This window comes from Streptomyces sp. LS-MS-L19, from assembly GCF_058382285.1.
The window spans coordinates 5,395,130-5,420,213 of sequence record NZ_JBYCLL010000001.1 but is presented as its reverse complement, the minus strand read 5'-3'; the positions used below and the strand labels follow the sequence as shown (position 1 = coordinate 5,420,213).

Annotated in this window: 22 protein-coding genes and 1 pseudogene; 6 read left to right on the top strand and 17 right to left on the bottom strand. The window is 68.9% G+C overall.

All coding sequences use genetic code 11. The annotated features are described in order from the left end of the window. Positions 1-61 precede the first annotated feature (61 nt). From kynU to AC2XR2_RS24220, 11 genes and pseudogenes are all read right to left on the bottom strand, one after another. Positions 62-1,297 (bottom strand): kynureninase, encoded by a 1,236-nt coding sequence (kynU, locus tag AC2XR2_RS24270; protein ID WP_491516291.1) that lies wholly within the window; start codon positions 1,295-1,297, stop codon positions 62-64. Next, positions 1,290-2,132 (bottom strand): tryptophan 2,3-dioxygenase family protein, encoded by an 843-nt coding sequence (locus AC2XR2_RS24265; RefSeq protein ID WP_381299071.1) that lies wholly within the window; start codon positions 2,130-2,132, stop codon positions 1,290-1,292. Before AC2XR2_RS24265 ends, kynU begins: the two co-directional genes overlap by 8 nt. Positions 2,133-2,307: 175 nt before the next feature. Beyond that, positions 2,308-2,721: a DUF3151 domain-containing protein gene (locus tag AC2XR2_RS24260; RefSeq protein ID WP_381299070.1), complete on the bottom strand. Its 414-nt coding sequence runs from the start codon at positions 2,719-2,721 to the stop codon at positions 2,308-2,310. A 169-nt stretch (positions 2,722-2,890) separates the two neighbouring features. Continuing rightward, positions 2,891-4,357, bottom strand: a complete 1,467-nt coding sequence (locus AC2XR2_RS24255; protein ID WP_381299069.1) for an MFS transporter — start codon at positions 4,355-4,357, stop codon at positions 2,891-2,893. 58 nt (positions 4,358-4,415) lie between these two features. Beyond that, entirely contained in the window at positions 4,416-5,447 is a 1,032-nt protein-coding gene (fbaA, locus tag AC2XR2_RS24250) for a class II fructose-bisphosphate aldolase (RefSeq protein ID WP_123762136.1), read from the bottom strand. Positions 5,448-5,594: 147 nt separating this feature from the next. After that, positions 5,595-6,143 (bottom strand): orotate phosphoribosyltransferase, encoded by a 549-nt coding sequence (pyrE, locus tag AC2XR2_RS24245; RefSeq protein ID WP_123762135.1) that lies wholly within the window; start codon positions 6,141-6,143, stop codon positions 5,595-5,597. A 10-nt stretch (positions 6,144-6,153) separates the two neighbouring features. Next, positions 6,154-6,945 carry an aldose epimerase family protein gene (locus tag AC2XR2_RS24240; RefSeq protein ID WP_491516290.1) on the bottom strand — a complete coding sequence of 264 codons (792 nt, stop codon included), beginning with the start codon at positions 6,943-6,945 and terminating at the stop codon, positions 6,154-6,156. Positions 6,946-6,958: 13 nt separating this feature from the next. Beyond that, positions 6,959-7,837, bottom strand: a complete 879-nt coding sequence (locus AC2XR2_RS24235; protein ID WP_491516289.1) for an SRPBCC domain-containing protein — start codon at positions 7,835-7,837, stop codon at positions 6,959-6,961. Positions 7,838-7,953: 116 nt separating this feature from the next. Next, positions 7,954-9,618, bottom strand: a complete 1,665-nt coding sequence (locus AC2XR2_RS24230) for a polyamine aminopropyltransferase (RefSeq protein ID WP_491516288.1) — start codon at positions 9,616-9,618, stop codon at positions 7,954-7,956. Between the two features lie 88 nt (positions 9,619-9,706). Then, on the bottom strand, positions 9,707-10,231 hold the full coding sequence (locus tag AC2XR2_RS24225; protein ID WP_330265494.1) for a DUF2617 family protein: 525 nt from the start codon (positions 10,229-10,231) through the stop codon (positions 9,707-9,709). A 1,050-nt stretch (positions 10,232-11,281) separates the two neighbouring features. Then, a pseudogene (locus tag AC2XR2_RS24220) lies at positions 11,282-12,331 on the bottom strand (tyrosine-type recombinase/integrase); the annotation flags it as partial. A 2-nt stretch (positions 12,332-12,333) separates the two neighbouring features. Here AC2XR2_RS24220 and AC2XR2_RS24215 point away from each other — a divergent pair. After that, entirely contained in the window at positions 12,334-13,167 is an 834-nt protein-coding gene (locus AC2XR2_RS24215; RefSeq protein WP_491516287.1) for a sigma factor-like helix-turn-helix DNA-binding protein, read from the top strand. Positions 13,168-13,247: 80 nt separating this feature from the next. Continuing rightward, positions 13,248-13,976 carry a hypothetical protein gene (locus tag AC2XR2_RS24210; protein ID WP_491516286.1) on the top strand — a complete coding sequence of 243 codons (729 nt, stop codon included), beginning with the start codon at positions 13,248-13,250 and terminating at the stop codon, positions 13,974-13,976. Between the two features lie 1,697 nt (positions 13,977-15,673). Here AC2XR2_RS24210 and AC2XR2_RS24205 read toward each other — a convergent pair. Beyond that, positions 15,674-16,399 (bottom strand): hypothetical protein, encoded by a 726-nt coding sequence (locus AC2XR2_RS24205; protein ID WP_491516285.1) that lies wholly within the window; start codon positions 16,397-16,399, stop codon positions 15,674-15,676. Between the two features lie 157 nt (positions 16,400-16,556). Beyond that, positions 16,557-17,327: a hypothetical protein gene (locus tag AC2XR2_RS24200; protein ID WP_491516284.1), complete on the bottom strand. Its 771-nt coding sequence runs from the start codon at positions 17,325-17,327 to the stop codon at positions 16,557-16,559. 251 nt (positions 17,328-17,578) lie between these two features. Between AC2XR2_RS24200 and AC2XR2_RS24195 the strand changes: the two genes are divergently transcribed. Together AC2XR2_RS24195 and AC2XR2_RS24190 are read left to right on the top strand one after the other, a co-directional pair. Then, positions 17,579-18,769 carry a pyridoxal phosphate-dependent aminotransferase gene (locus AC2XR2_RS24195; protein ID WP_381299065.1) on the top strand — a complete coding sequence of 397 codons (1,191 nt, stop codon included), beginning with the start codon at positions 17,579-17,581 and terminating at the stop codon, positions 18,767-18,769. Between the two features lie 233 nt (positions 18,770-19,002). After that, positions 19,003-21,003 (top strand): RHS repeat domain-containing protein, encoded by a 2,001-nt coding sequence (locus AC2XR2_RS24190; RefSeq protein WP_491516283.1) that lies wholly within the window; start codon positions 19,003-19,005, stop codon positions 21,001-21,003. Positions 21,004-21,036: 33 nt separating this feature from the next. On the opposite strand, the gene AC2XR2_RS24185 is transcribed toward AC2XR2_RS24190, so the two are convergent. Both AC2XR2_RS24185 and AC2XR2_RS24180 read right to left on the bottom strand, forming a co-directional pair. Then, entirely contained in the window at positions 21,037-21,177 is a 141-nt protein-coding gene (locus tag AC2XR2_RS24185) for a DUF397 domain-containing protein (protein ID WP_491516282.1), read from the bottom strand. After that, positions 21,131-22,048, bottom strand: coding sequence for a helix-turn-helix domain-containing protein (locus tag AC2XR2_RS24180; RefSeq protein WP_491518487.1), 918 nt, complete (start codon positions 22,046-22,048; stop codon positions 21,131-21,133). Before AC2XR2_RS24180 ends, AC2XR2_RS24185 begins: the two co-directional genes overlap by 47 nt. Positions 22,049-22,227: 179 nt before the next feature. Here AC2XR2_RS24180 and AC2XR2_RS24175 point away from each other — a divergent pair, with 179 nt between their 5' ends. Beyond that, positions 22,228-22,695 (top strand): ATP-binding protein, encoded by a 468-nt coding sequence (locus AC2XR2_RS24175; RefSeq protein ID WP_491516281.1) that lies wholly within the window; start codon positions 22,228-22,230, stop codon positions 22,693-22,695. 19 nt (positions 22,696-22,714) lie between these two features. Here the strand turns inward: AC2XR2_RS24175 and AC2XR2_RS24170 are convergent, their stop codons facing one another. Together AC2XR2_RS24170 and AC2XR2_RS24165 are read right to left on the bottom strand one after the other, a co-directional pair. After that, entirely contained in the window at positions 22,715-23,266 is a 552-nt protein-coding gene (locus AC2XR2_RS24170) for a GNAT family N-acetyltransferase (RefSeq protein ID WP_491516280.1), read from the bottom strand. Next, positions 23,263-23,883, bottom strand: coding sequence for a TetR/AcrR family transcriptional regulator (locus tag AC2XR2_RS24165; RefSeq protein WP_449348855.1), 621 nt, complete (start codon positions 23,881-23,883; stop codon positions 23,263-23,265). Before AC2XR2_RS24165 ends, AC2XR2_RS24170 begins: the two co-directional genes overlap by 4 nt. 115 nt (positions 23,884-23,998) lie before the next feature. Here AC2XR2_RS24165 and AC2XR2_RS24160 point away from each other — a divergent pair, with 115 nt between their 5' ends. After that, a complete protein-coding gene (locus AC2XR2_RS24160) occupies positions 23,999-24,916 on the top strand; it encodes an alpha/beta fold hydrolase (RefSeq protein ID WP_491516279.1) in 918 nt (305 codons plus the stop codon). Positions 24,917-25,084: the final 168 nt, after the last annotated feature.

The following is a 25,084-nucleotide window of genomic DNA, read 5'->3' as shown; positions in this document are numbered from 1 at the left end:
GTGACGTGCGCGGACATGGGGATGTCACGCTGGGTGAGGATTTAACGGTTCTGCGGTGCCGTCATCCCAGCCCCACAGAAGCCCCGCTCTCCCCGCGCTCCCCGCTCCCGAGCGTCTCCGCCAACACCCCCGCCGCCCGCTCGACGTCCGCGAACCCCACGTACAGCGGCGTGAAGCCGAACCGCAGCACGTCAGGGTGCCGGAAGTCGCCCACCACACCCCGCTCCACGAGCCGTTTCATCACCGCGTCGGCGTCGTCGCAGCGCAGCGCGACCTGGCTGCCCCGCTCGGCGTGGGCCAGGGGTGTCACGCACTCGACGCGCCCCTCGCCGACGTACGACGAGACGCACTCCAGGAAGAAGTCCGTCAGCGCGAGGGACTTGGCGCGCACCGCCTCGATCGAGACCCCGTCCCAGACCTCCAGGGCCGCCTCCAGGGCGAGCATGGAGAGGATGTCGGGCGTGCCCACGCGGCCCCGCAGCGCGCCCGGCGCCGGTTCGTAGGACGGCCGCATCCCGAAGGGCTCCACATGGGAGTTCCATCCGGGCAGCGGGGAGTCGAAGCGGTCCTGGTGCTCGCGGCGCACATAGAGGTACGCCGGTGAACCGGGGCCGCCGTTCAGGTACTTGTAGGTGCAGCCGACCGCGAGGTCGACCCCGTGCGCGTCGAGCCCGACCGGCAGGGCGCCCGCGCTGTGGCACAGGTCCCACACCGCGATCGCGCCCGCCGCGTGCACGGCGGCCGTGAGCCCGGGCAGGTCGTGCAGGCGGCCGCTGCGGTAGTCGACGTGGTTGAGCAGGACGGCGGCCGTACGGTCGCTCAGCGCGCCCGGCACCTCCGCCGGGGTCACCGCACGCAGCGTGCAGCCGGTCATCCGGGCCGCGGACTCGGCGATGTACCCGTCCGTGGGGAAGGTGGTCGCGTCCACGACCACCTCGTCACGCCCCGCGGCCGGCCCGTCCGAGAGGCGTACGGCCCCCACAAGTGCCTTGAACACGTTGACACTTGTCGAGTCGCCGACCACGATCTGCCCGGCCGCCGCCCCCACCAGCGGAGCGACGAGGTCGCCGATCCGCTCGGGCGCCGTCCACCAGCCGCTCTCTTCCCAGGACCGGATCCGCAAGGACCCCCACTGACGGCGTACGACGTCCTCGACGCGGCCCGGGACGGCGGCCGGGAGCGCGCCCAGCGAGTTGCCGTCCAGGTACACCACGTCGTCCAGGACGAACTGCGCGCACAGGCCCGCCAGTTCGTCGGAGGCATCCAACTTCTCTGCGCGCAGGGCGAGTTCAGACATGGGACCGCGCCGTCCACAGCTCCGGGAACACGTTCTTCCGTGCGCGCTTCTCCAGCCAGGCCACCCCGGCGGAGCCGCCCGTGCCGGCCTTGGAGCCCATCGCGCGGCGGGTGGCGACGAGATGGTCGTTGCGCCAGCGCCACACCAGCTCGGCGACATCGGTCAACGCCTCGCCGAGGCGGGCCAGTTCGGCGTCCTCCGGGCCGGAGTAGAGGGCCGTCCAGGCGGCCTCGACCTCCTCCGACGGCTCGTACCGGAGCGAGACGTCACGCTCCAGTACGGCGGCCGGGATGGCGTGCCCGCGTCGCGCGAGGAGCCGCAGCACCTCGTCGTACAGGCTCGGCTCGTGCAGGGCCTTCTCCAGCTCGGCGTGGACGCGGGGCGCGCCCCGGTGCGGGACGAGCATGGAGGCGGACTTGTCGCCGAGCAGGAACTCCATGCGCCGGTACATCGCCGACTGGAAGCCGGAGCCCTCACCGAGGGCCGAACGGTAGGAGTTGAACTGCGCGGGGGTCAGCTGGCCGAGCGGCTTCCAGGAGGCGTTCAGCGCCTCCAGTTCACGGACGGACCGCTTCAGCGCGGCGACGGCCGTGGGCACGTCGTCGGAGCGCAGCGCGCCCGCCGCGGTCTCCCACTCGTGCACGATGACGGTGAACCACAGCTCCATGACCTGGGTCGTGACCAGGAAGACCATCTCTCCGGGATCGTCGGAGAGGGTGTGCTGGAGGTGGGTGAGCACGTCCGCCTTGACGTAGTCCTCGTACGGCGTCGTGCCTTGGAAGTCGAGATGCGGGGTCTCGGGCTCCTGCGATTCCTGAGCCTCATGGGACGACATCGCTGTCTCCTGTTGTTACTCCGGGTAGCGGTCCGCCCTGCCGTTACCGACACGGGGCCCCGGTCCCCGCCGGGCATCCTCTTCCATCGTCCACGCAAAAGGCAAGGCCCGCCTGATCGCGCACAAAGGCAAGGCCCGCCTGATCAACAGGCGGGCCCGGAGAACGTACGGCGGATCAGCCCAGCGTCTGGGCCGCCGTCGGCGAGGAGTCCTTGAGGAACTGGGAGCAGCGCTCGTACTCCTCCTGCTCGCCGATGGCTCCCGCGGCGCGGGCCAGGGCGTGCAGGGCGCGCAGGAAGCCGCGGTTCGGCTCGTGCTCCCAGGGGACCGGGCCGTGGCCCTTCCAGCCGTTGCGGCGCAGCGAGTCCAAGCCGCGGTGGTAGCCCGTACGGGCATAGGCGTACGACTCCACGACGCTGCCCCGCTCGAACGCCTCGTCGGCGAGCTGGGCCCAGGCGAGGGAGGAGGTGGGGTACTTCGCGGCGACATCCGCGGGCGCGGTCCCCTGGGCGAGCAGTTCACGGGGCTCGGGGTCGTCGGGGAGGTGGGTCGGGGGCGGGCCCCCGAGGAGGTTCTCGTGAATCGACATGGGTCCAGTCTCCCTCGCCTCGGGATCCGCCGTTGTCCGCGGGTTCGTTGTGGCTGGTCGCGCAGTTCCCCGCGCCCCTGAAAACAGTGGGCACAGTCGGGCAGGCGCTGACTGCACCCCCTCAGGGGCGCGGGGAACTGCGCGAGAGCCCCACCGGCCCGCGGACGCTCTACGACAGCCGCTTCCGCACCCGCTCCCCCTCCAGCGGCGGTGCCAACACCGCCCCGTGCGTCCGGCACTCCGGCTTCCGGCACCCCGGCGGCAGCGACCGTACCGTCGTGAAAGCCACCGCCGAACCCACCACCAACACCCCCGCACACACCACCATCGCCCGCCCGAACGCGGCATCGAAGGCCGAAGCCGACCGGTACGCCTCCTCCCCCATCCCCGCGACCAGCGGCAACGCCGCCACCGCGATCAGACCCGCCGCCCGCGCCGCCGCGTTGTTGATCCCGCTCGCGAGACCGGCCCGCGAGGCGTCCACCGACCCCAGCACGGTCGCCGTCAGCGGGGCGACCAGCAGGACCATGCCGGTGCCGAGGACCAGGAGGGCCGGGACGACGTCCACGAGGTACGACGCGTCCGGGCCGACCCGCAGCATCAGCAGCATCCCCGCCGCGCACAGCAGAGGGCCGACCGTGAGCGGGACGCGCGGCCCGATGCGGTCGGCGAGGGCGCCGGAGCGCGCGGAGAACAGCAGCATCAGCGCGGTCGTCGGCAGCAGGGCCGTACCCGCCTGGAGGGCCGACCAGCCGACCACCACCTGAAGCTGGAGGGCGGCCAGGAAGAAGAACCCGCCGAAGGCCGCGTACACGCACAGCGTGACCAGGTTGACCGCGGTGAACTGCCGGGACGCGAAGATCCCGAGCGGCATCATCGGGTCGGGCCGCCGCTTCTCGACGGACACGAAGGCCACCCCCGCGGCCACCCCCGCGACCGCCGAGACAGCGACCACCAGGGAGCCGGAACGGGCCTCGATCAGCGCGTACGTCACCAGCGCGAGCGCCAGCGCGCCGAGGACCGCGCCGAGCACGTCGAAGCGGGTATGCGTACGGCCGTCCCCCGACTCGGGGACATGCCGCAGCGCGATCGGCGCGCACACCAGGGCCAGCGGGACGTTGAGCAGGAACACCCACCGCCAGCCCGGCCCGTCCACCAGCCAGCCGCCCACGAAGGGCCCCACGGCCGCCCCGATCCCGCCGAACCCGGACCACAGGCCGACCGCCCGGCCCCGGTCGTCGGGATGGAAGGAGGCCTGGATCAGCGCCAGCGAGCCCGGCGTGAGCAGCGCGCCGCCCACGCCTTGCAGGGCACGGGCGGCGACGAGGACACCGGCGTTCGGGGCGAGGCCGCACAGCAGTGAGGCGGCCGCGAACCACACGACCCCCACCACGAAGACCTTGCGGCGGCCGTACCGGTCCCCGAGGGACCCGCCGAGCAGGATCAGCCCGGCCAGGGTGAGCAGGTACGCGTTGACCGTCCACTGGAGGGCGGCGAGGTCGGCGTCCAGGTCGCGGCCGATGCGCGGCAGGGCGACGTTGACGACGGTCGAGTCCAGCAGCGCCATGCTGGAGCCGAGGACGGTGGTGAGCAGGATCCACTTGCCTTGCGGCGAGGCCAGCCGGACGTCGGGCATGACCCAGATATACAGCGAGCCCGGTGCCGTAGCACCGGGCTCGTCGCAAACAGGGGGATTACTTGATCCGGGTGCCCGCCGAGCGCAGGTTCTGCGTGGCCTCGACGACCCGGGCGGCCATCGACGCCTCGGCCAGCTTGCCCCAGGTGCGCGGGTCGTAGGTCTTCTTGGAGCCGACCTCGCCGTCGACCTTCAGGACGCCGTCGTAGTTGCGGAACATGTGGTCGGCGACCGGGCGCGTGAAGGCGTACTGGGTGTCGGTGTCGATGTTCATCTTGACGACGCCGTTCTCCAGCGCGGTGCGGATCTCCTCCTCCGTGGAGCCGGAGCCGCCGTGGAAGACGAAGTCGAAGGGCTGGGCACCGGCCGGCTTGCCGAACTTGGCGGCCACGCCGTCGTTCAGCTCCTTCAGCAGGTCGGGGCGCAGGACGACGTTGCCCGGCTTGTACACACCGTGGACGTTGCCGAACGAGGCGGCCAGCAGGTAGCGGCCCTTCTCGCCCAGGCCCAGCGCCTCGGCCGTACGGATCGCGTCGTCGACGGTGGTGTACAGCGAGTCGTTGATCTCGTGCGAGACGCCGTCCTCCTCGCCACCGGTCGGGGTGATCTCGACCTCGAGGATGATCTTGGCGGCGCGGGCGCGCTCCAGGAGCTCCTGGGCGATGGAGAGGTTGTCGGCGAGGGTCTCCGCCGAGCCGTCCCACATGTGGGACTGGAACAGCGGGTTGCCGCCGGCCTTCACACGCTCCTCGGACACGGCGAGCAGCGGGCGTACGTACCCGTCGAGCTTGTCCTTGGGGCAGTGGTCGGTGTGCAGCGCGACGGTGACCGGGTACTTCTCGGCGACGATGTGCGCGAACTCGGCGAGGGCCACGGAACCCGTGACCATCTCCTTGCTGTACTGGCCGCCCAGGAACTCGGCACCGCCGGTCGAGATCTGGATGATGCCGTCGCTCTCGGCCTCCGCGAAGCCGCGCAGCGCAGCGTGCAGGGTCTGGGTCGAGGTCACGTTGATGGCCGGGTAGGCGAACTTGCCTGCCTTCGCCCGGTCGAGCATCTCGTTGTAGACCTCGGGGGTTGCGATCGGCATGTGTCCGCTCCTTGTATCTGCGGGTTGGCGTACTGCGTACTTACGGCCCTGACCTAGACCTTGTGTGGGGGTTCGACGTCATCGTCGGCCCCATCTTTCCAGACTCACCCGGATGCTTCGCCCGAGCCGTCTCAGCCTGTGGATAACTCAGTCGAGACCCAGCTCGTCCTTGCCGTACGCGAAGCGGTACGGCACCCCCGCGCCCTGCTCGATCTTCTCGGCGGCGCCGGTCGCGCGGTCGACGATCGTGGCGACCGCGACGACCTCCGCGCCCGCCTCGCGGACCGCCTCGACCGCGGTGAGCGGGGAGCCGCCGGTGGTGGAGGTGTCCTCGACCACCAGGACCCGGCGGCCGGCGATGTCGGGGCCCTCCACCCGGCGCTGCATGCCGTGCGCCTTGGCCGCCTTGCGGACGACGAAGGCGTCCAGGCGCTGCCCGCGCGCGGCGGCCGCGTGCAGCATGGCGCCGGCGACCGGGTCGGCGCCCATGGTCAGGCCGCCGACCGCGTCGAACTCCAGGTCCGCGGTCAGGTCCAGGAGCACCTGGCCGACCAGCGGGGCCGCCTCGCCGTCGAGCGTGATGCGGCGCAGGTCGACGTAGTAGTCGGCCTCCAGGCCGGACGACAGGGTCACCTTGCCGTGCACCACGGCCTTGTCGAGGATCTGCTGCTTCAGGGCGGCACGCGCGTCAGTCATGCCTGTCAGCTTAGAGGCGCCGCCAGGTCCAGGTCGTCGAGGCCTCCAGCGGCTCCAGGGGCGTGACCAGGCGCGGCAGGGTGTTCAGGCCGTTGGGCGGCCCGGTCTGCGGCTCCACGCAGACGGCGGCCTCCTGCTCGTCGTAGACCACGACCCATTCCTCGCGGCTGGTGACCTTCAGCTCCAGCTGTCCGGGCCAGGCGAGGGTGACGTCCACGCCGTCGGGCATGCCGAAGCAGTCGTCCCAGGGGCTCGGCTTCGGGTCGATGCGCTTCCCGGTGGGCAGGTGGTCCTCGCCGCGCTCCTCCTGCCAGGCGGGGGTGAAGTCGAGCCGCACGCCCTCGCCGCCGTCGAGGGTGCGGTTGAACCAGGGGTGCCAGCCGATCTGGGCCGGGAAGGAGGAGTCGTACGTCTCCACGGACATGGTGAGCGTCAGGGCGTCCGGGGTGAGCGCCGCGATCTGGGTGACACGGCCGGGCCAGGGCCAGGGGTCCACGAGGTCGTACGTCAGCACCGCCTCGTCGGTGCCGCTGCGGGCGACGGTCCAGGCGCCGTCCCGGGCCGTGCCGTGGATGGCGTGCGGTGGGGAGTTGAGCGGCAGTTGGTGGAGGGTGGCGCCGTCGCGGAAGCGGCCGTCCCTGGTGCGGCCGCACCAGGGGACCATCGGGAAACAGCCGAAGCGCTCGCCCTGCCGCAGCAGTTCGACACCTCCGACCCGAAGTCCCCCGACCCGTCCGCCGTTTGACGGCTGCAAGGTCACTTCCGCATCGCCCGCGGTCAGCGTGATGTCTTCATGGCTCACGGGACGACAGTACTCAACGGCGCTTTCTCAGGACCCGGGTCACCACGATCGCCGACGCCAGCACCACGGCCGCCGCCGGGGCCGCCCAGCGCAGGGTCACGCCGGCGGCCACGGTCTGGGGGGCGGGGACGGGGGCGTAACGGCCCCGCGGGGGCGCGTGGTCGACCTCCTCCGCACTGCGGCCGATCATCGTGCGGCGGGCGTGGGCGGCCTCGGCCGGGGGGTTCACGGGTTCGGTGAAGTCCTCGACGGGGGTGGGGGCGGGGGCGGGGGCGGAAGCTGGGGCCTCCTCGGCTTCGGGCGCCTCCTCGGTTTCCGGCGACTCCCCGGCTTCGGGCGTCTCCCCGGCTTCGGGCCGTTCCTCGGCCTCGGGTGTCTCCACGGCCTCGGGCGTCTGCACGGCCTCGGAGGTCGCGGCCTCAGGCGCGTCCGGCGCCTCGGAAGCCTCCGCCTGGTCCGGCTCCTGCGTCTCCACCGTCTCGGCCAACCCCTCCGCGAAACGGTTCAGCAGGCGTACGACCGCGGAGCCCACCGCGTCCTGCGGGAGTTCCGTGACGCGGCCGTCCGCCGTGGCCGTGGCCTCGAAGGCCAGGGTCGTGCCGTCGTCCGCGGGGCGCAGGCGGAGGGTGAGGGAGAGCTTGACCGAGCCGGTGCCGCGGGCCTCGGTGGCCTCGCCCTCGGCGGCGTAGGAACCGTCGTCGCGGCCGGTGACACGGACCGCTCCCCGGTAGGTGATGGAGTGGCTGCCGACCCGCACCTTCAGGCGCCCGGCGACGGGCTCCGCGCCGGCGTCCTGCTGGAGCCCGGGAACCGCCCGGGCCACCCTGGCGGGGTCCCCCAGGGCCTCCCTCAGCCGCTCGACCGGAACCGGAACGAACACCTCATGCTCCATGCCTGCGAGCCTACCTACGGGGGACCCCCGCAGCACTCCCGTTGCCCGAAACCGACCGCGGGTCGGCCCCTGGACGGCCCCGGGCCGGACCCCGCCCGCTCAGCGCCCCCTCCCGCTCAGTACCGCGGATGCACCAGCGTGGAAGCCGTCAGCCCCCGGACCCGCGTCGCCTCCGCCGCCCGCTCGGCCGCCCGCAGGTCTCCCTCCGTCAGATGCGAGTTCAGGCGCGGGCTCAGGCGCGAGCCCGGTGTCCCGTCGCCGAGGAGCAGGGGAGGTCGGGCGCCCGGGGACGCCAGGACGAAGCCCCAGTCGTCCGGGGTCCGCGACGCGGCGCGGGCCGTGCGGTCGGGACCCACGGGGGAGCCCGGGACGCGGGCGGAGAGGCGGTACGGCGTGGTGTGCAGGCCCGCCGCGCGCAGTGTGGCCTCCACCGTCCAGAAGGCGCGGGGACGGGAGGAGACCGGCCCGGCGTGCACGACGAGCCGGCCGCCGGGGGTCAGGACGCGGCGGACCAGGCCGTAGAACTCCTGTGAGTACAGCTTGGTGCTCGCGGTGCTGCCGGGGTCGGGCAGATCGGCGATCACCACGTCGTACGACGGCACCGGCGGCCCCGTCCGCAAGCTGCGGAAGGCGTCCGCGACGGTGACGTGCACGCGTGCGTCGCCGTACACATGGCCGTTGAGGCGGGAGAGCGCCGGGTCGCGGCGGGCCAGGTCCACCACCGCGGGGTCGAGCGCCACGAGGTCCACCCGGCGCACCCCGGAGTACCTGAGCACTTCGCGGGCGGCGAGGCCGTCCCCGCCGCCGAGGACGAGCACGCGCGCGTGGGGGCCGTCCATCGCGGGGTGGACGAGGGCCTCGTGGTAGCGGTCCCCGGCGCGGCCGCCGACCCGGAGGCGGCCGTCGACGTAGAGGTCGAGGGGGCGGCCGTCGGTGCCGCCGGTCAGGGCGATCTCCCGCACGCCGGTCTGGAGGACGACGCGGACGTCGTCGCCGTAGACGGCTTCCCGCGCGGCCTGTTCGAAGTCGTCGACGAGGACGGTGGCGGTGGCGAGGACGCCGAGTACGGCGAGGTTGGCGCCCAGCAGCAGCCGGCGGGCCCGGCGGCTCAGGTCGCGCCGGAACAGGCCGAGGACCAGGGCGGCGCCGACGACCGCGTTGACCGCGCCGGTGAGCATCGCGCCGGTCAACTGGCCCAGCTGGGGCAGCAGGAGGAAGGGAAAGGCGAGGCCTCCGACCAGTGCGCCGACGTAGTCCGCGGCGAACAGGTCGGCGACCGCGCCGCCCGCGTCCTGGCGGCGGATGCGCTGGATCAGCTCCATCAGCAGGGGGACTTCGGCGCCGATGAGCAGGCCGATGGCGAGGGAGAAGGCGACCAGGAGCCAGCGCGGCCCGCTCGCCCACGGTCCGCCCCAGTCGCCGGTCCAGGCGAAGACGGCGTACAGGGCCATCGCACTGCATCCGCCGACCAGCGCGAGGAGCGCCTCCAGCGCGCCGAAGGCGGCTGCCGCGTGCCAGCGCAGCCGCTTGGCGGCGAGCGAGCCGACGCCCATCGCGAAGACCATGACGGACAGCACGACGGACGCCTGGGTGACCGAGTCGCCGATCAAGTACGAGGCCAGGGCGACCAGTTCGAGCTCGTACACCAGTCCGCAGGCCGCGCAGACGAAGACGCACGCGAGGACGAGGAACCGCCCGGTCCGCTGCCGGACCGGCAGCCGCGCGGGCCCGGCCCAGGGCGGCGGAGCGCCGGGCGGGGCGGGGGCGTGCGGCTCGATCACGGTGCGACGTTACGTCACGGCCACGGCACGCTTCGTCACCCACACGTGTGGAACTGGGAGTGAACCGGGAAACAGGGGTTTGCGTGATTCACCCCGACGTCCCCACCGGGACCCGGACGCCCACCCGGGTCCGGGTGGCCACCAACTGCCCGTCCTGCGGGTACGCGTGCCAGGTCCGCCAGTGCACCTGCCCGTCGTAGCGCTGGGCCAGCAACGCGGTGAACGCGTGCGGGCTGCCCGGGAAGACACCGGCAAGTCCGTTCGGATGGTCGGACACCAGCGCCAGCAACTCCTGTGCGCGTCCGGCGAACTGACCGGGCGACAGCCGTTCCAGCCGCGCGGCGAACTCGTACTCCCAGTCGCCGATCCGCTTGGCCACGCCCAGCGGCAGCGGTGTGCTGCTGCCGGCGATGCAGGCCACGGTCTCCGAGCAGGTGCCCCGCTCCTCCTCAAGGAGCACTTGGTGGGACGCGCCGAGGAGTCTCAACTGAAGCTTCGCCCCGGCGAGTTCGAGGTCGAGCGTGGCGAGGGCGGGCAGCGGCTCGCGCCCCAGCGCCCAGGCGAGGTCGGCCGCGCGCGTGTCGGTGTACGAGGTGTTCAGGGTCGTGAGCATGGGTCGGCTCCGCTAGCACGCAAAGAAAGGGTGGTGTGGGGTTCCGGCACGCCCGGGCGACTGTGGGGGGATCGGCCCGGTCAGCCCAGTCGGGAGGTCAGGACGTGTCCGTAGGACGTCCGAGGGGCTGCGTTGGTGATTTAGAGGGAATCATGAACAGTGGCGCCGCCACAGCGTTTTTACCCAACTTCGTGGGGTTTCCATCCCTCCGTGGGCTCCACAGCTCAACTGTTCAACCACGGCGCGCACGACGGCGCCCGGAGCACGCGCCGGAGCGCCGGAACGCCGGGGAGTTAGTGCGACAAGCGGGGGTCGTGTGTCCCGGCGGGGGCGCGACGGGCGGGGGTGGTGTACCTCGCTCCAGGTGCAACACGGGGCGCGCGGATGCCGACCCAAGCGGGGTCCGTGAGCTCCGCCCCACACGCACCACGCGGGGCGTGCATCCCGCCCCCCGGACACACCACGCGGGGGCGCAGGTCCCGACCCAGGTCCGGACCCACGCCCCCGCGCTCCCCCGTCCGCGGATGCGGTTCCCCCTGAGGAGCTCAGCTGCCCCGTGTCAGCTGCCTCCCCCGCATCCGCCTCCGCCGCCGCAGGACGACCCGCCACCACAGGACGACCCGCCGCCGCAGGAGGAGTGCCCACCACCGCACGAGTGCCCACCGTGGTGGCCGCCGCCCCCGGAGTGCCCGCTGCTCCCGGAGTCGGACCCGCCTCCGCCGCCGACCCACCAGCTGTCGCCGCCCGCGGCGGCGCCGCCTCCAGCCGCCCGCACCCGCGTCCGCCGGCGTACCGAACCGTTGAACACGACGGCCGCCACACCCACCAGGAACACGCCTACCAGAACCAACAGGATGATGCCGATGACCATGGCTCACCCTCCTTCCGTTACCCCCCGAAGCGACCCCCCGTGGGCGCCTCGCCGGTTGCGTGAGCTGGAGATGCCCCTCCGTCTCACGGGCCAAAGCAGAGTTGAGGAACTTCAGAGGCTTCTCTACGGGCAATGGCCCCTGACCTGCATAAAAAGGCAGTTCAGGGGCCGTCCGTGGGTCACTGGGCCGTCTGTGGGCCGTGATCTTCCTGAGAGTCGCGCTGGAACACCTTGTCGATGGCCAGGCGGGCACGCTTGCGGCTGTCGGGCATCAGGTGCGCGTAGACCCGCAGTGTCAGCCCCGGGTCGGCATGCCCCATGTACTCGCTGACAGCCTTGATGTTCTCACCCGCGTCCAGCAACGCGGATGCGTAGAAGTGCCGTAGGGCGTGCATGCCGTGCTCGCGCGCTGAGTCGTACTTGCCGTCATCGTCCGCGTACGGGATGAGTCCAGCGACCGCGAGAGCAGGCTTCCATTCCTTGCCGTTGAAGTTGCTCCGCCAGACAATGCCCCCTTGCTCCGCTGTGAAGATCAGACGAGCGGATACCTTCGGGCCCTCCGGTACGTCCCACGGCAACGTGATCTCTACGGGCTTGAAGGCGTCCATGTGCGCCCGGAGGGCTTCCGCCACGGAGTCGGGCAGGGGGACGTCCCGTTTCTTGCCTCCCTTGGGGAGGGCGAAGACCGGGTGCCCTTCCACGTGCTTGATCTGCCGAACCACGTGAAGCGTGCGGCCGTCGGCGTCTATGGCGTCCTCAGCGAGCCCGAACACCTCGCCCTGGCGCAGGCCGCACCCAGCTCCGACGTTGACCATCGCTTGGTACCGGTCCAGAAGGGCCGCGCGAACGGCGAACACCTGGTCGGGCACCCACGGGATGACGGGGTGCGGATCAGGCTTGGGGCGCCGAACGGTGCGGGCACCGCACGGATTGCGGGACAACAGCGTGTCGTCGACAGCGGCGGACAGGACCGCTTGGACGTCCGCAAAGATGTTCCGGGCGTAGGAGGCACTGACGCCGGGCTTCGCTTCCAGGGCCGCGACAAGCTCCCTGATGTGCTCCGGCCGGAACGTCCCGATCGGCCGGGAGCCGAGCACCGGGTAGACGTGCAGCCGAAGGCGCCGGCCGAGTTCCTTCCGCGTCATCGGACTCGAAGTCCTGGTGTCCAACCACTTGTCGGCGTACTGCCGGAATGTGATCTGCATGGACTTGGGGTCGGTGTACTGGCCGCATGAAGCGGGTGGCCGAGACTGCGGTCCCGGTCGAGCGGGCTAAGGCTGCGATTGACCTGATGGCGACCTATCAGGGGTGGGTGCTGGAGCTGTCCCGTATCCGCCGCGAGGCCATCGAAGAGGCGCAGGCGTCAGGCATGACTCAGGCAGAGATCGCCGCAAAGTTGGGCGTGAGTCGAGGGCGAGTCGGACAGCTGGCATCCGCCGGACCGCCCCCGGAGAGGGCGTTCTTCGGTACGGATCTGGTGACCGTCTCTCTGGGCGGGAAGCCTGAGGCGGGCAAGGGGCCTGACGAGAACCCGAGTGCGGTCGTAGTGCAGGAAGACCTCGACAACTTCGAGCATCTGCGCAAGCTTCTCGGCGGCATGAAGCTTGACGCTCAGTACGAGGTGATTCCTCCGACTGGCATCGTCAACCTCAACCGTGACAACCACGTGGTCATCTGCGGTCCTCGGCTGTCGCCCATCGTTGCCCAGGTGCTGGAGGGGGATGACAACCTGCGGTTTGAGAAAGACCATGCCTGGCACCTACTGGACCAGAGGACTGGAGATGAGTTCCGGTCCCCGATGGACGAGGACGGATCCGCCGGCGACTTCGGTTACCTCGGACGCCTCCCACGCTTGGACGGGCGCGGGACGTTCTTGTACATCGCTGGTATCCACGCCATAGGGGCGAACGGAGTCGTGCACTACTTGGAGCACAACTTGGCAGAGCTATACAGGGAGGTTCGTACGCGGCGCTTCTCAACGCTGATCTCGTGCCGCTACAACCCTGAGACGCTGGAAGTGCTGGAGAGCCGCCGCGTTACCCCGCTGTACCGACACGAAGGCTGATCATGCGCGTCTGCTTTGAAACGTAAGGTGGAGGAGCCAACGCCAACGAAGATTGGGTAGCCGGCACTCCCACACTCGCCGTGGTGCTGGACGGCCTCAGTACTGCTGGACTGTCCACAGGATGCCGTCATGGTGTCCCGTGGTACGTCGCCCACCTCGGGGGGTCTCTTCTAGCCGCTCTCGCAGATCTTGACCGTCCCCTTTCGGAGGGCTTCGCCGATACTCTCGAACGCGTAGCGGCCATGCATCCAAACTGCGACCTCAGTGACCCTGGGACTCCATCGGCCACGGTTGCGATCCTGCGCCACAAGTACGGAGTTCTAGAGCACCTAGTGCTGGCCGATTCGCCGATCGTCTTTGAAGGCCCCGACTACTACAACGTGATCAGTGACCTGCGAGTGGACGAGGTATTGCCTGACCTGCGGGCTGAAGTCGAGAGTCACCAGACTCACACCCCAGAGCACAGGGACGCGCTACAGCGCTTCGTACTTGCTCAACGGCAACTCCGAAACACGCCAGCGGGCTACTGGGTGGCCGCTGCCCGCCCAGACGCGGCACAACACGCCCTGACCGGTACTACACCGATGAAGGGCATCCGGTCCGCCGCCGTGATGTCGGACGGCGTGTCGAGGCTGGTCACGGAATACGGCATGGCGACCTGGTCCGATGTCTTCGCCACGCTTCAGACCGGAGGGCCGCACAAGCTGATTGAAACTGTGCGGAAGGTCGAAGCCACAGATCCAACAGGCCTCCGATGGCCGCGTTATAAGTCTGGGGACGATGCAACCGTGGCTTATTGCCAGTGGTGAAAAACGGGCGCGCGACGTCGGGCAGGAGCGGGCCGAGGGCTTTCGAATCGCGCGTTGTGCCACCCTGCGGCCATCCTCTGGCCAATACGAGGCGGGGTCATGATCACTCGCACCAAAGCAGCTCTCGGCCGAAGTCGCTACACCTACCTACCTGGTCACGTCGACGACGTCTCAGGTACTCTTCGCCGCCCCAGTTCCCGAATCCCTTAATAGCGCCTTATCTAGTGTGCCTCTAACGATGTCACGTGTGGCATCGCCAGCTGGAAGAATAGATAGAACGGCTGTTGCCAGAAGGAGCACGCGAATTCCATCTGAAGCAGGACCGACACCGGGCAGCGCTGGGATTGTGAGCGCCGCACCCACCAGCGTTAGAGCTGGAGCCGCCTTGCGGAGACTGCGTGCCGAGCGAGATATGAGAGTTACTTCAGGCGCATTTTTAAGCAGCTCATCCCAATCACCGTGAGCGGCGGCAGTGGCACCAGCCAAGACGGCCGCACATACTCGGTCGTATTGATCTAGAGAGTGCAGGGTTGCAATATCTTTACTGAGACCCCGAAGTACTGCTGCGATACGTGCATGGTTCTGGCGTATCTGCCTCCGTAGCGCCCTCTCTCTCCAGTGTGTGGTTCGGAGCGGCACGGGATTCAGCTCGATAACCCTAGCCGTTTCACCGATATGGCCTCGAATCTCTCTCAGGACTCGCGTTTTAAGAAATTGAGGCTTTCTGACGTACAAGGTCCATGCAAGGTAATGGAGTTGCCACACAATTTGATCGATCGGCTCTTCGTATACTGTGCGCGCATGCCTATCGAGAAAATTCCTAAAGATGTTTGCCCAACGGGGCAGAGCAATCCCCAAAAGCAGACCTCCCCCCAGAAGCACCTGCCAACCGATAGGCCATTCTTGGTAATTAGCGGACGCGAAAAATACGATCCACGGTATACCCACGATAGCTATCCCCATTGCGGCCGCACACAGTATGAGAAATAAGTCGAATCCGCTCCTTTCCGGCTCAGGGGACGCGTGGAGCCGATCGCGCAATAGAGCCATTACCGCCCTTCGGCCAACCCATAGGGCGCCCGTCGTGGTTGAGATAATCAGAACCTCCGCTTGGCTGAGAATCGCTAATCCGGACCCTTTCGAAGGTGTCAGCTTCACGAAGGAGCTTAGGATGGTGCCGCCATTAAGCAACCACAAGAGAAGGGCCGCGCTGCCTGCTGTGACTGCTCCTGCCCCAACGATGGCAAGCCTGCTATTTCTGCGGTACATCCACACAGGAAGAAATACGCCGATGGCGGCTTTCTGTGCTGCCCCGATAAGGTTCTCCCTGTCTGCGGGCTCATGGGGTAAAGTAAACAAAATGCGTCGTCGAATTTTTATTTCTTCGTCGCGGCTCTGTCGTTCTTCCAGTCGCTCTTGCGGAGTACTGGCATTGAATTGATACCAATTCCATACTCGCGAAATCGCCCCCATGGCTCCCCCGATCTCCTGGAACTTCTTTCATTACATGGAATTAAGATGCCATAAAAGGTGCATCTGCGCGCAGATTTTGGCAACCAGTCATCGCGACAACTCTTTCGGTGTGGAATACATCGCGATGGCTGGCTGACATCGCAAGGTTCTCTGTTAGGAGAAATTCCATACCCACAAGGGTCAAGATTCCATCTCATCCCAGATCCGACCTAGAAATGCCTGCTCTACTTACATCTGGGAGATTTCGTAACCTTCCACCAGAGAGGTGAAATTGCGATCCTGAAAACCTTGATATGGTCCGTATTAGTAGTGGGGAGATTGGCCAAGTTCATATCCGCCAAAGTACCAGTATGGAAAACTTCGTCTCCATTAGAGACCCACGTCGCGCCATTGCGATCCCAAAAGTAGGCGAACGGAGATCGGAGTTTCGCTTTGGCATAGCGGGTTGGAATGCCAAATTGCTGACCACGCGCGAGAGCTTTGGAGAAGTCAACGCGCAATCGACTGCACGCCGGAAGCAACGACCATTCCGAGTACAGCACGAGAGTCGTCGTTAATGATTCATCACCGCGCTTCGGAACAAGTCCAACAAAGTTAATCGTTGCATCAGTCAACGGGAAACTGTTCGGATTGTCGAGTGTTGCCGAGCCGTCATGATTTGGTACAAATTCTACCCTTTGCGCGAAATCCGACGCCGCACTTTCCTCCTTCTCTGCATCCTGCTTTTTTTGATCTTGATATGTAGCCACCGCTACATATGAAGTCGCCACCGCAGTGAACACAGTCATTAAGGCGGCGAGACCAGCAAAGAACGCCCCCCAGGCATTGAGTCCAGAATGTCTAATTTCTCTGGATTCATGCATATTTTGAGGCTCTGGCGGAACTGTAAGCTCCGCATCTCCGGCTGGTGGCGTACTCTCCGAGCCCTGCTGTGGCGTCGTATCTGCCATCGCCCCTCCCAAGTGCGAGGGATTTTACCCGCATTCGACGGGACGAATCTCGTGGAAGTCTGAACGGCAGGTCAAGGCCACCCACCATCGCCACGCAGCAGGCGCCTTCCCGGCTCCTGGTCGCTAATGCGTCACAAGTCGGTATCCGGCGCCATGCTCAAGGAGTTGCGGAATCAAGCGTACGCCGCGCTGCGGTCGTGAACCGCTCGCGAATACCCTCGCGGGCTTCCTGATTGCTCCTCAGCTCAGTGAGGATCGCACTCGCTTGATCAAGGAAGACTGCAAAATCATCACTGCCCTCGTGCGCCTGAGCGATCGCAACGTTGGCGAGTTCCTCGGCCCGATCGAAGGCCTCGAACATCGCATCCGCTCCAGGAGGCACTCGAACGTCCTCCGCTGCCTCCGCCGTAAGCTCTTGCATCTGCCTTGCCGCCTCCTCCATAGCCTCAACAGCGGACGCCATCGCGGGTGCTGTCACGCTGGTGATGCGCTCTGCTGCCGGCTTCTGCGCCTCTGCGAGTTCCATGAGTTTGGTGGCCATGTCCACGTCGCGCCGAATGCTGACGGCAAGCTCTTCTGCTGCCCGGGCCACCTCGGCCGGCCCGAGAATGTCGATCCGCCTCGCACGCTCTGCCATGCGGCCTGTAGCTTCCTTCAGCGGGTTGATTCCCGGCGAGTCAGAGTTCCCCGGCAAACCGACGGAGTCAACGATGCGTAGGCACTCGTCCCAGGCTGCTAGAAAACCCTCGTACGCCTGAAGCCGCTGTTGCCTAAGCCAGTGGGCGTGATCGACATTGGCTTGATCACGAACTTGCTGCAAGGTGACTTCCGCACTGATCAACGCTCCTTTCTTCGCGGCACGCGCACCAACGACTGTGCCAGCCAGACCGAACACCGCAGCTACGAGAGCAAGGGCGAGTTCCTTCATGACCAGACATCATCGCGGCAGGGACCGTCAGGCGGAATGGTGCGTCTCGTAGCCTGGTGCCATAGCGCACCAGGCCCCCTCATACCGGGGCCGGAAACCGGGCCGTCTGTGGGCCGTCCGAGGGCAGCCACCAACGACAGATGACGACAGTCGGCAACAGTCCTTCCCCTGCTCAGAGAGGGGAGTGTCGATGCCGCCGCAGGTGCTCATCAGTGAAGGTGAGTTGAGGACCTCCAGAGCTTGGGCGCAGGATGACCCGCATGACCTCCAGCGCACGCCCCCTGCTGAACCGCCGTCTCGCCGAGTTCGGGACGACGATCTTCGCCGAGATGTCCGCCCTGGCTCTGCGGACCGGTTCGATCAACCTGGGCCAGGGTTTCCCCGACACGGACGGTCCCGAGGAGGTCAGGGAGGCGGCCGTGCGGGCGCTGCGCGACGGACGTGGCAACCAGTACCCCCCGGGCCCGGGCGTCCCGGAGCTGCGTACCGCGGTCGCCGCACACCAGGAGCGCCGCTACGGCCTCTCCTACGACCCCGACACCGAGGTCCTGGTCACGGCGGGCGCCACGGAGGCCATCGCCGCGGCCCTGCTGGCCCTGGTCGAGCCGGGTGACGAGGTCGTCGCGTTCGAGCCGTACTACGACTCCTACGCGGCCTGCATCGCGATGGCGGGCGGGACCAGGGTCCCGGTCACCCTGCGCCCGCACGAGGGCTCGTTCCGCCTGGACCTGGACGAGCTGCGCGCCGCCGTCACCGACCGGACCCGCCTCCTGCTGATCAACACCCCGCACAACCCCACCGGCACGGTCCTCACCCGCGAGGAGCTGACGGCGATCGCCGAACTGGCCGTGGAGCGGGATCTGCTGGTGGTCACGGACGAGGTCTACGAGCACCTGGTCTTCGACGAGGCCGAGCACCTCCCCCTCGCGACCTTCCCGGGGATGCGGGAGCGCACGGTGACGATCGGCTCCGCCGGCAAGACGTTCTCCTTCACCGGCTGGAAGGTCGGCTGGATCACGGCGGCGCCCGGCCTGGTCTCGGCGGTCCGCTCGGCGAAGCAGTTCCTGACGTACGTCTCCTCAGGACCGTTCCAGTACGCGGTGGCCGAGGCCCTCGCCCTGCCCGACAGCTACTTCACCGCGTTCCGCGAGGACATGCTGGCCAAGCGGGACCTGCTCGCGGCGGGCCTGGCAGACGCGGGCTTCAAGGTGTTCAAGCCCGCCGGCACCTACTTCATCACCACCGACATCCGCCCCCTCGGCGAGAACGACGGCTTCGCCTTCTGCCGCGCCCTGCCGGAGCGGGCCGGCGTGGTCGCCATCCCGAACGCCGTCTTCTACGACCATCGGAAAGCCGGCGCTCCCTTCGTACGGTTCGCGTTCTGCAAGCAGGCGGGCGTGCTGGAGGAGGCCGTGGGGCGGTTGAAGACCCTGGCCGGCTGAGCGGCGGGGAAAGCCCGCGTGCCGACCGAAGCGCCGCGGCGGGCCATCCACGCCTTGGGACGGTCGGCAAGATCCTTGACACCCGTTCGGCGCCCTCTCAAGATTCTTCTCGCTGCTGCCGCACTGGTCAGCCACTCCCCCACGCACCGTGACCCGGGGTGGTCCGCGCAGCGTGCGGACCGCGTCCGGCGCCTCCGCCTAGCCAGGTCAGGCCCAGGAGGAGAGACGTGGGGATGTCCCGATCCGTCAGAGCACTCGCCGTCGCGGCGAGTGCCACCGTGCTGTGCGCCGTCGCGCCCGTGTCGCTCGCCGTCGCGGACGACACCGGGGCCGTGATCACGGTCGACGGCATCTCCTCGGACACCGGCGGCGACGGCACGGTCAGCGCCGGACAGACGATCACCGGTACGACGGATGTCACCTTCACCGTGCACGGGGACCCGGACGACGAGCCGACCGCGGCCGTGGTCAGCATCACCGGCAGCGGCGTGTACCAGGGCACCGGCACGGTCGAGCAGACCTTCGCCCTGCACCCGGGGGACTGTCTGCCCTCCTGCACCCTGCACGCGACCCTGGACACCGCCGCCACCCGGCAGTTCGGAGGTGCCACCGACGGAGTGGCCGCGCCGCTGGTGAACGACGGCCCGAACTCCCTCCACATCGAGGTGGACAGCCCCCGCCCCCGGACCGTCACGGCCGACGCCGCCGTCACCGTCGACAACGGGCGGCCGGCCGTCACCCTGCCCGACCTGCCCGGCGACGACGCCTGGACCACGTACAAGCCCGTGGGCCTGTCCGCGGACGGTGACTTGTCCCTGCGAGCCGACGCGACCGGCACCGACGGCGTCTCACGCGTCCGCTACTTCAGCACCAGCAGGGCCTGGCCCGCCCCCGTCGACCTGACCGCCCCGGCGAGCGGCACGACGTGGACCACCACGCTGGACACGAGTGCGGTCCCGGCCGGCCTGTACCCCGGAGACCTCTACGTCGTGGCCTACGACAAGGACGGCCGCGCGGGTTCCCCGGTCCGGGCCGTCACCCTGGTCGACCACGGCTTCACCATCACGCCGAGGCTGGACAGCGTCATCCGCCCGGACAAGACGCCGGTGATCGTGACGTACGCCTACCCGCCGGCGCTCAACAGGACGTTCCCGTCCAACCTCACCTACGCCTATCCGGTCAGCACCACCGTGTCGCTCGACGGCACGCCCCAGGCGACGACCCCGGTCGGCGCCTACACCTACTTGGGGAACACGGACGGCTTCCTCGCGGACGTCGACCAACTCCCCTACGGCACCCACACGTTGACGTTCGACTCGGTCGACAACCGCGGCGCCCACGGCCGGGTGGACCTGCCGGTCCGGGTGGTGTCCGAGGTCACGCCGACCTGGACGGACGGCTTCCAGGACTTCCCGGTGGTGGGCAGCAGCTGGAAGTTCGCCGCCACGACGTCCGCCGCCGACGGCGTCAGCCGGGCCGAGCACTGGACCCTCGACGTCGACGGCACGACGGTCGCCACCGGCGGCTATCCCGCACAGCCCGCCGGCACCTGGAAGGCCGCGGCCACCGGGGTGCACGACGTCACGCTGACCATCGTCTCGCAGTACGGCGACACCACCGTCCGCAGCATGCCGCTGCGCGTGGTCGCCGCCACGACGACCCGGCTGACCGGCCCGGCCACCAGCACCTACGGCCGTACGGCGACCTTCACCGCCGCCGTGACCCGGAGCGGCGGCAAGCCCGCGGCGGGCGCCAAGGTCAGTTTCCAGTACAAGCAGGCGGGGACCACCGCTTGGAAGACCCGGGCGACCGTCACCGCGGACAGCACCGGCAAGGCCTCCTACGCCATCACCGCCAGGTCCAACGGCGCCTGGCGTGCCGTCACCGCCGCCAAGGACCTGACGTGGACGTCCTCCACGAGCACGACCCTGACGGCACACGTCAAGGCCGCGCTCACCGTCAGCAGGCCCGCCACCACGGCGGTCCACGGCAAGGCCGTGTCCTTCACCGCGCTCAGCTCCCCGTACGTCAAGGGGACCGCCCTGCGCTTCCAGGCCCGGCAGAAGGACGGCCGGTGGGTGACCCTCACGAGCGCCACCCTCGCCACCACGGGCAAGGCCACCACGAAGATCACCTTCTCGCACACCGGCACGTGGACCCTACGGGTCCACCGCCCGGGCACCACGACTCTGACGGACACGTACTCCTCGACCTGGACGGTCAAGGTCGGCTGACGAGGCGCTCGGCCATCGCGACACGCGGTGACCTCAGTGGCGGTGGTCGCCGGCCTTCAGCTCGCCTATGAACGCGTCCCAGGCGACGGCTTCGAAGCAGAGCGCCGGGCCGTGCGGGACCTTGCTGTCACGTACGGGGACGACGGCCTCCTGGACCCCGTCGGCCACCTCCACGCAGTTGCCGCCCTCCTGATTGCTGTAGCTGCTCCTGCGCCAGGCGGCGCCGTTCAGTTCGGGACGGGAGATGCGAGCCACGGCGGTTGTCCTCCAACACGGATCGGATCATGCCCAGTGACATGAGCGGGGGCAGGGCTGCCGCCCGCAGTCGATCGTAGGCCCGCGAGTAGCGCTTGACCTCGTCCGGATCCTCGATGAGTCGGCCGTGGTGCGCGCCCTCGGTGTAGGCGATCTCCGAGCCGCCCGGCATGGTGAGAACAGTGAGCGAACCGCCCATCACATCGTGCTCGCCCTGGTCGAACGGCAGTACCTGCACGGTGATGTGACGGACCTTCAGGACTTCCAGCAGTCGCTCCAACTGCTCGCACATCACCGCCTGCCCGCCGACCGGACGCCGGAGCACCGACTCGTCGAGGATCACCCACAACTCGGGCCGGTCAGGGGCGCGGAGACGTTGCTGTCGCCCCATGCGAGCGGCGACCCGCTCCTCCAACTGCTCCTCACTGCCGAGCGTCAGGCCGACGCTCAGTACCGCCCGCGCGTACGACTCGGTCTGCAACAAGCCCGGCACCACATGCGCCGCGTACTCGTGAATGCCCACCGCCCGCTCCGCGTACTCCATGAACCTCCGCGACCAGTCCGGAAACGCCTCCCGGTACACGTACGGCCACAGCTGCACCAGCAGATCGTCCGCACCGAGCGCCGCATCCAGCGCCCGTGCCAGCTCCAGCGTCGGCTTCGCCCCGGACGCCCGCTCGATCTGCGTGATCCGCGTGCCCACCACGTGCACCTTGTCGCCCAGTTCGGCCTGGGTCAGCCCGGCCGCGAGGCGAAGTCTGCGGACCCGCGCGCCGAACAGCGCGGCCATCGACGTACTGGGGTCAATTCCGTTGGCCAAAGCGCCACTTCCGTTCCTTACGGGTCGAAAAGTAAGGCCGCGTCACCTGTTGAGCGTAGGGCGACCGGACGACTCTTGAGTGCGGAACGTGACGACTCGCGTACGCCACGCCACATCTCCCTGCCCGACGGCCAAGGACGGAAGACGCCGTGCTGACAGAAACGACGAACGTACAGAGCGAACCGCCGCCCCTGGTCGCACAGTTCTCCTCCTCACCTCGGGGTGCGCGACGGGCCCGGCAGCTCGCCGTACGGCACCTGGAGGAGCGGGGGTATTCGCCGGCGTCAGACGCGTCGTGCGCGGTCGCCCTCGTGGTCGCCGAACTCGCCGCGAACGCGGTTCTCCACGGCCGGGTACCGGGACACGACTTCGGCCTCCGGGTCGCCCTCGACACGGCGGCGGGCCTGGTCCGCGTCGAGGTCGCGGACGCGGCCTCCGGCAAACGGCCCCCGGTGACTCCGGCCTCGTCGGCTCCGGAGGGCGAATCGGGCAGGGGGCTGGTCCTGGTGGCCGCCGTGGCCGCACGCTGGGGCTGGACGTCACGGCACCCGCTGGGCAAGACGGTGTGGGCGGAAGTGCCCGTCACCCACCCGACTGCGGACAAGGAGTCGCCGTGAGTTGCCGTAGCCGGAATGGCTACGCCTCGGCGATGTCCGCCGGTGGGGCCACGTAGATCCAGTCGAAGCCGTCGTACCCCTCGGTGTCGAGGTGTTCTGCCCGGTCGAGCCCGGCGCGTATCGCCACGCGCTGAGAAGCGAGGTTGGCCGGTCGCACGCGGGCAATCAGCGGGAGGCCGGGCAGATGACGGGATGCCCAGGTGACCACCGCGGCCGCGGCTTCACCGGCGAAGCCTTGGCCCCAGGCCGAGGTGGCGAAACGGTAGAAGAGGTTCAGGACCGGGGCTCCGTGCAGTTCCATGGGCTTGATTCCGCAGAATCCGAGCTGCTCGGCGGAGCCGTGGCGCCGTACGACCCAGTACCCGTATCCGTGCTGCTGCCACTGGGCGTCCCAGCGGCGGTAGAGCGCCTCCGCCTCCTCGAACCGGGCCAGTGCGTCGGACGGGTTGTGGGCGCAGGTCTCGGGGTCGCGGTGGACGGCGAGGATCGCGTCGACATCGGCTGGGGTGGGGCGGCTCAGCAGCAGCCGGTCGGTCCGCAGTTCCACGGCAGCCGGGCTCCGGTCACTCATGCCGAGACCTCGTCGCCGGTGCGGAAGACCCGGTCCAGGTGGTGGTTCAGCACGGTGGTCGCGGACTGGGGGCTGCGCTGGCCGACGAGGATGCCGGTGCCGAGTCCCGCGGACATGGCGAGCAGGCCGGCTGCCTCGGACCGTGCGTCGACGCCGGGCTCGAGCAGTGCCGCTTCCTGTGCCTGCCGGAGGAGTCCGGTCAGGGCGTCTTCGGCGGCATCGGGATTCTTGATGAAGGGCTGGGCCGCGAGCGCCCGGTCGGTCATGGCCAGCACCGCGTAGGACGTGTAGAGGTGGTGGAAGGTACGGCTCTCGTCGTCCGTCGGCAGCGCGGCCATCAGAAGGGCCTCGACCATGGCGCGCGGACCAGGGCTGTCCCCGGCGGCCCGTACTCGGGCGGCGACGCGCTCCCCGAACCTCTCCGCCAGCCGTTCGAGCCCGAAGAGCAGCAACTTCTCCTTGGTCTGGAAGTAGTACTGCACCAGGCGCAGTGATACGCCCGCCTCCGCTGCCACATCACGCATCCCCACGGCGTGCAGCCCCCGTCGGTCGGCGATCCGGATGAGCGCCTCGGCGATCTCGGTGCGCCGTTCTGCGTGGTCCACGCGCTTGGGCATCGGACGGTTCTCCGCTCGTCGTTCCTGCTGTGGCCTCGGCGGGCCCTTTTGATGATACAGCTGTACCAACATCGTGATACGTTCGTATCACGAAACTGGGACGCCGGAGGTGACCATGACCGAGACCGCTGCCCGCACCCGCATCCGGGCCGATGTCGGCCGTTACGTGAGCGAAGCCTGGAGGGAGCACTACTTCGCGGCCTGCGACGCGGTCCACGCGCTGGGGGCGCCCGCGCTGTCGGAAGAGGACGTGGAGACGTCGTTCGGCACCACGCACGTCTACCGCTACGGCCCCACGGACGAGGCCGCCCGATCCCGCACCCCTGTCGTCCTGGTGCACGGGGCCGGCTCCTGCTCCGCCATGTGGTACCCGAACACCCCCGCCCTCAGTGCCGAGCGGCCGGTCTACGCCCTCGACACCCCCGGTGATCCCGGGCGCAGTGTGCAGCGCGAGCCCATCCACCAGCCCGAAGACGCGGCGCAGTGGCTGGACGAGACACTCGCGGGGCTCGGGCTCGACCGTGTCCACCTCGTCGGCTCCTCCTACGGTGGCTGGCTCGCCCTGAACCAGGCGCACCGCAGGCCCGGCCGCCTCGCCTCGGTCACCCTGCTCGATCCGGGCGGCCTGGAGAAAGTGGGTCTTCGCTTCTTCGTCTGGATCTTCGCCAGCCTCTTCGCGACCTTCGCGCCGAAGATGCTCCGCCCGCGACTGGCGGCATGGCTGGACCAGCCGGTCCTGGTCATGCCGGAACTGCTCAGGATGATCAGAACGGCTGGTCGCGCCTACCGCATACGCCGGCCGGCGCCGCTTCCCCTGTCGGAGGAGGAACTGTCCACCGTCCGGACTCCGCTCTATCTGATACTCGGCCGGCGAAGCCTCCTCGTACACCCGCGAAGGCAGGCGGAGCGGGTGCCGCGCCTGCTCCCCGGCGCCAGAGCCGAGATCATCTCGGACACGGGCCACGGGCCGCAGATCGACCACGCGGAGGAGACCAACCGCAGGATGCTGAACTTCATGGCCTCCGTCGACTGACACGCGCCGCCCGAGCGGACACCGAGCTCGGCGGGGGCGTGGTGGACCACGGCGTCGTACGGGATCGGGCGGTGTGTTCGAGAGAAGCGAAAAGTTACCCACAGGCTGTGGACGGGCGCGCGCTCGCGCCGAGCCTGGTGCCGACGGCGAGAGCCCGGCCCTGGCACG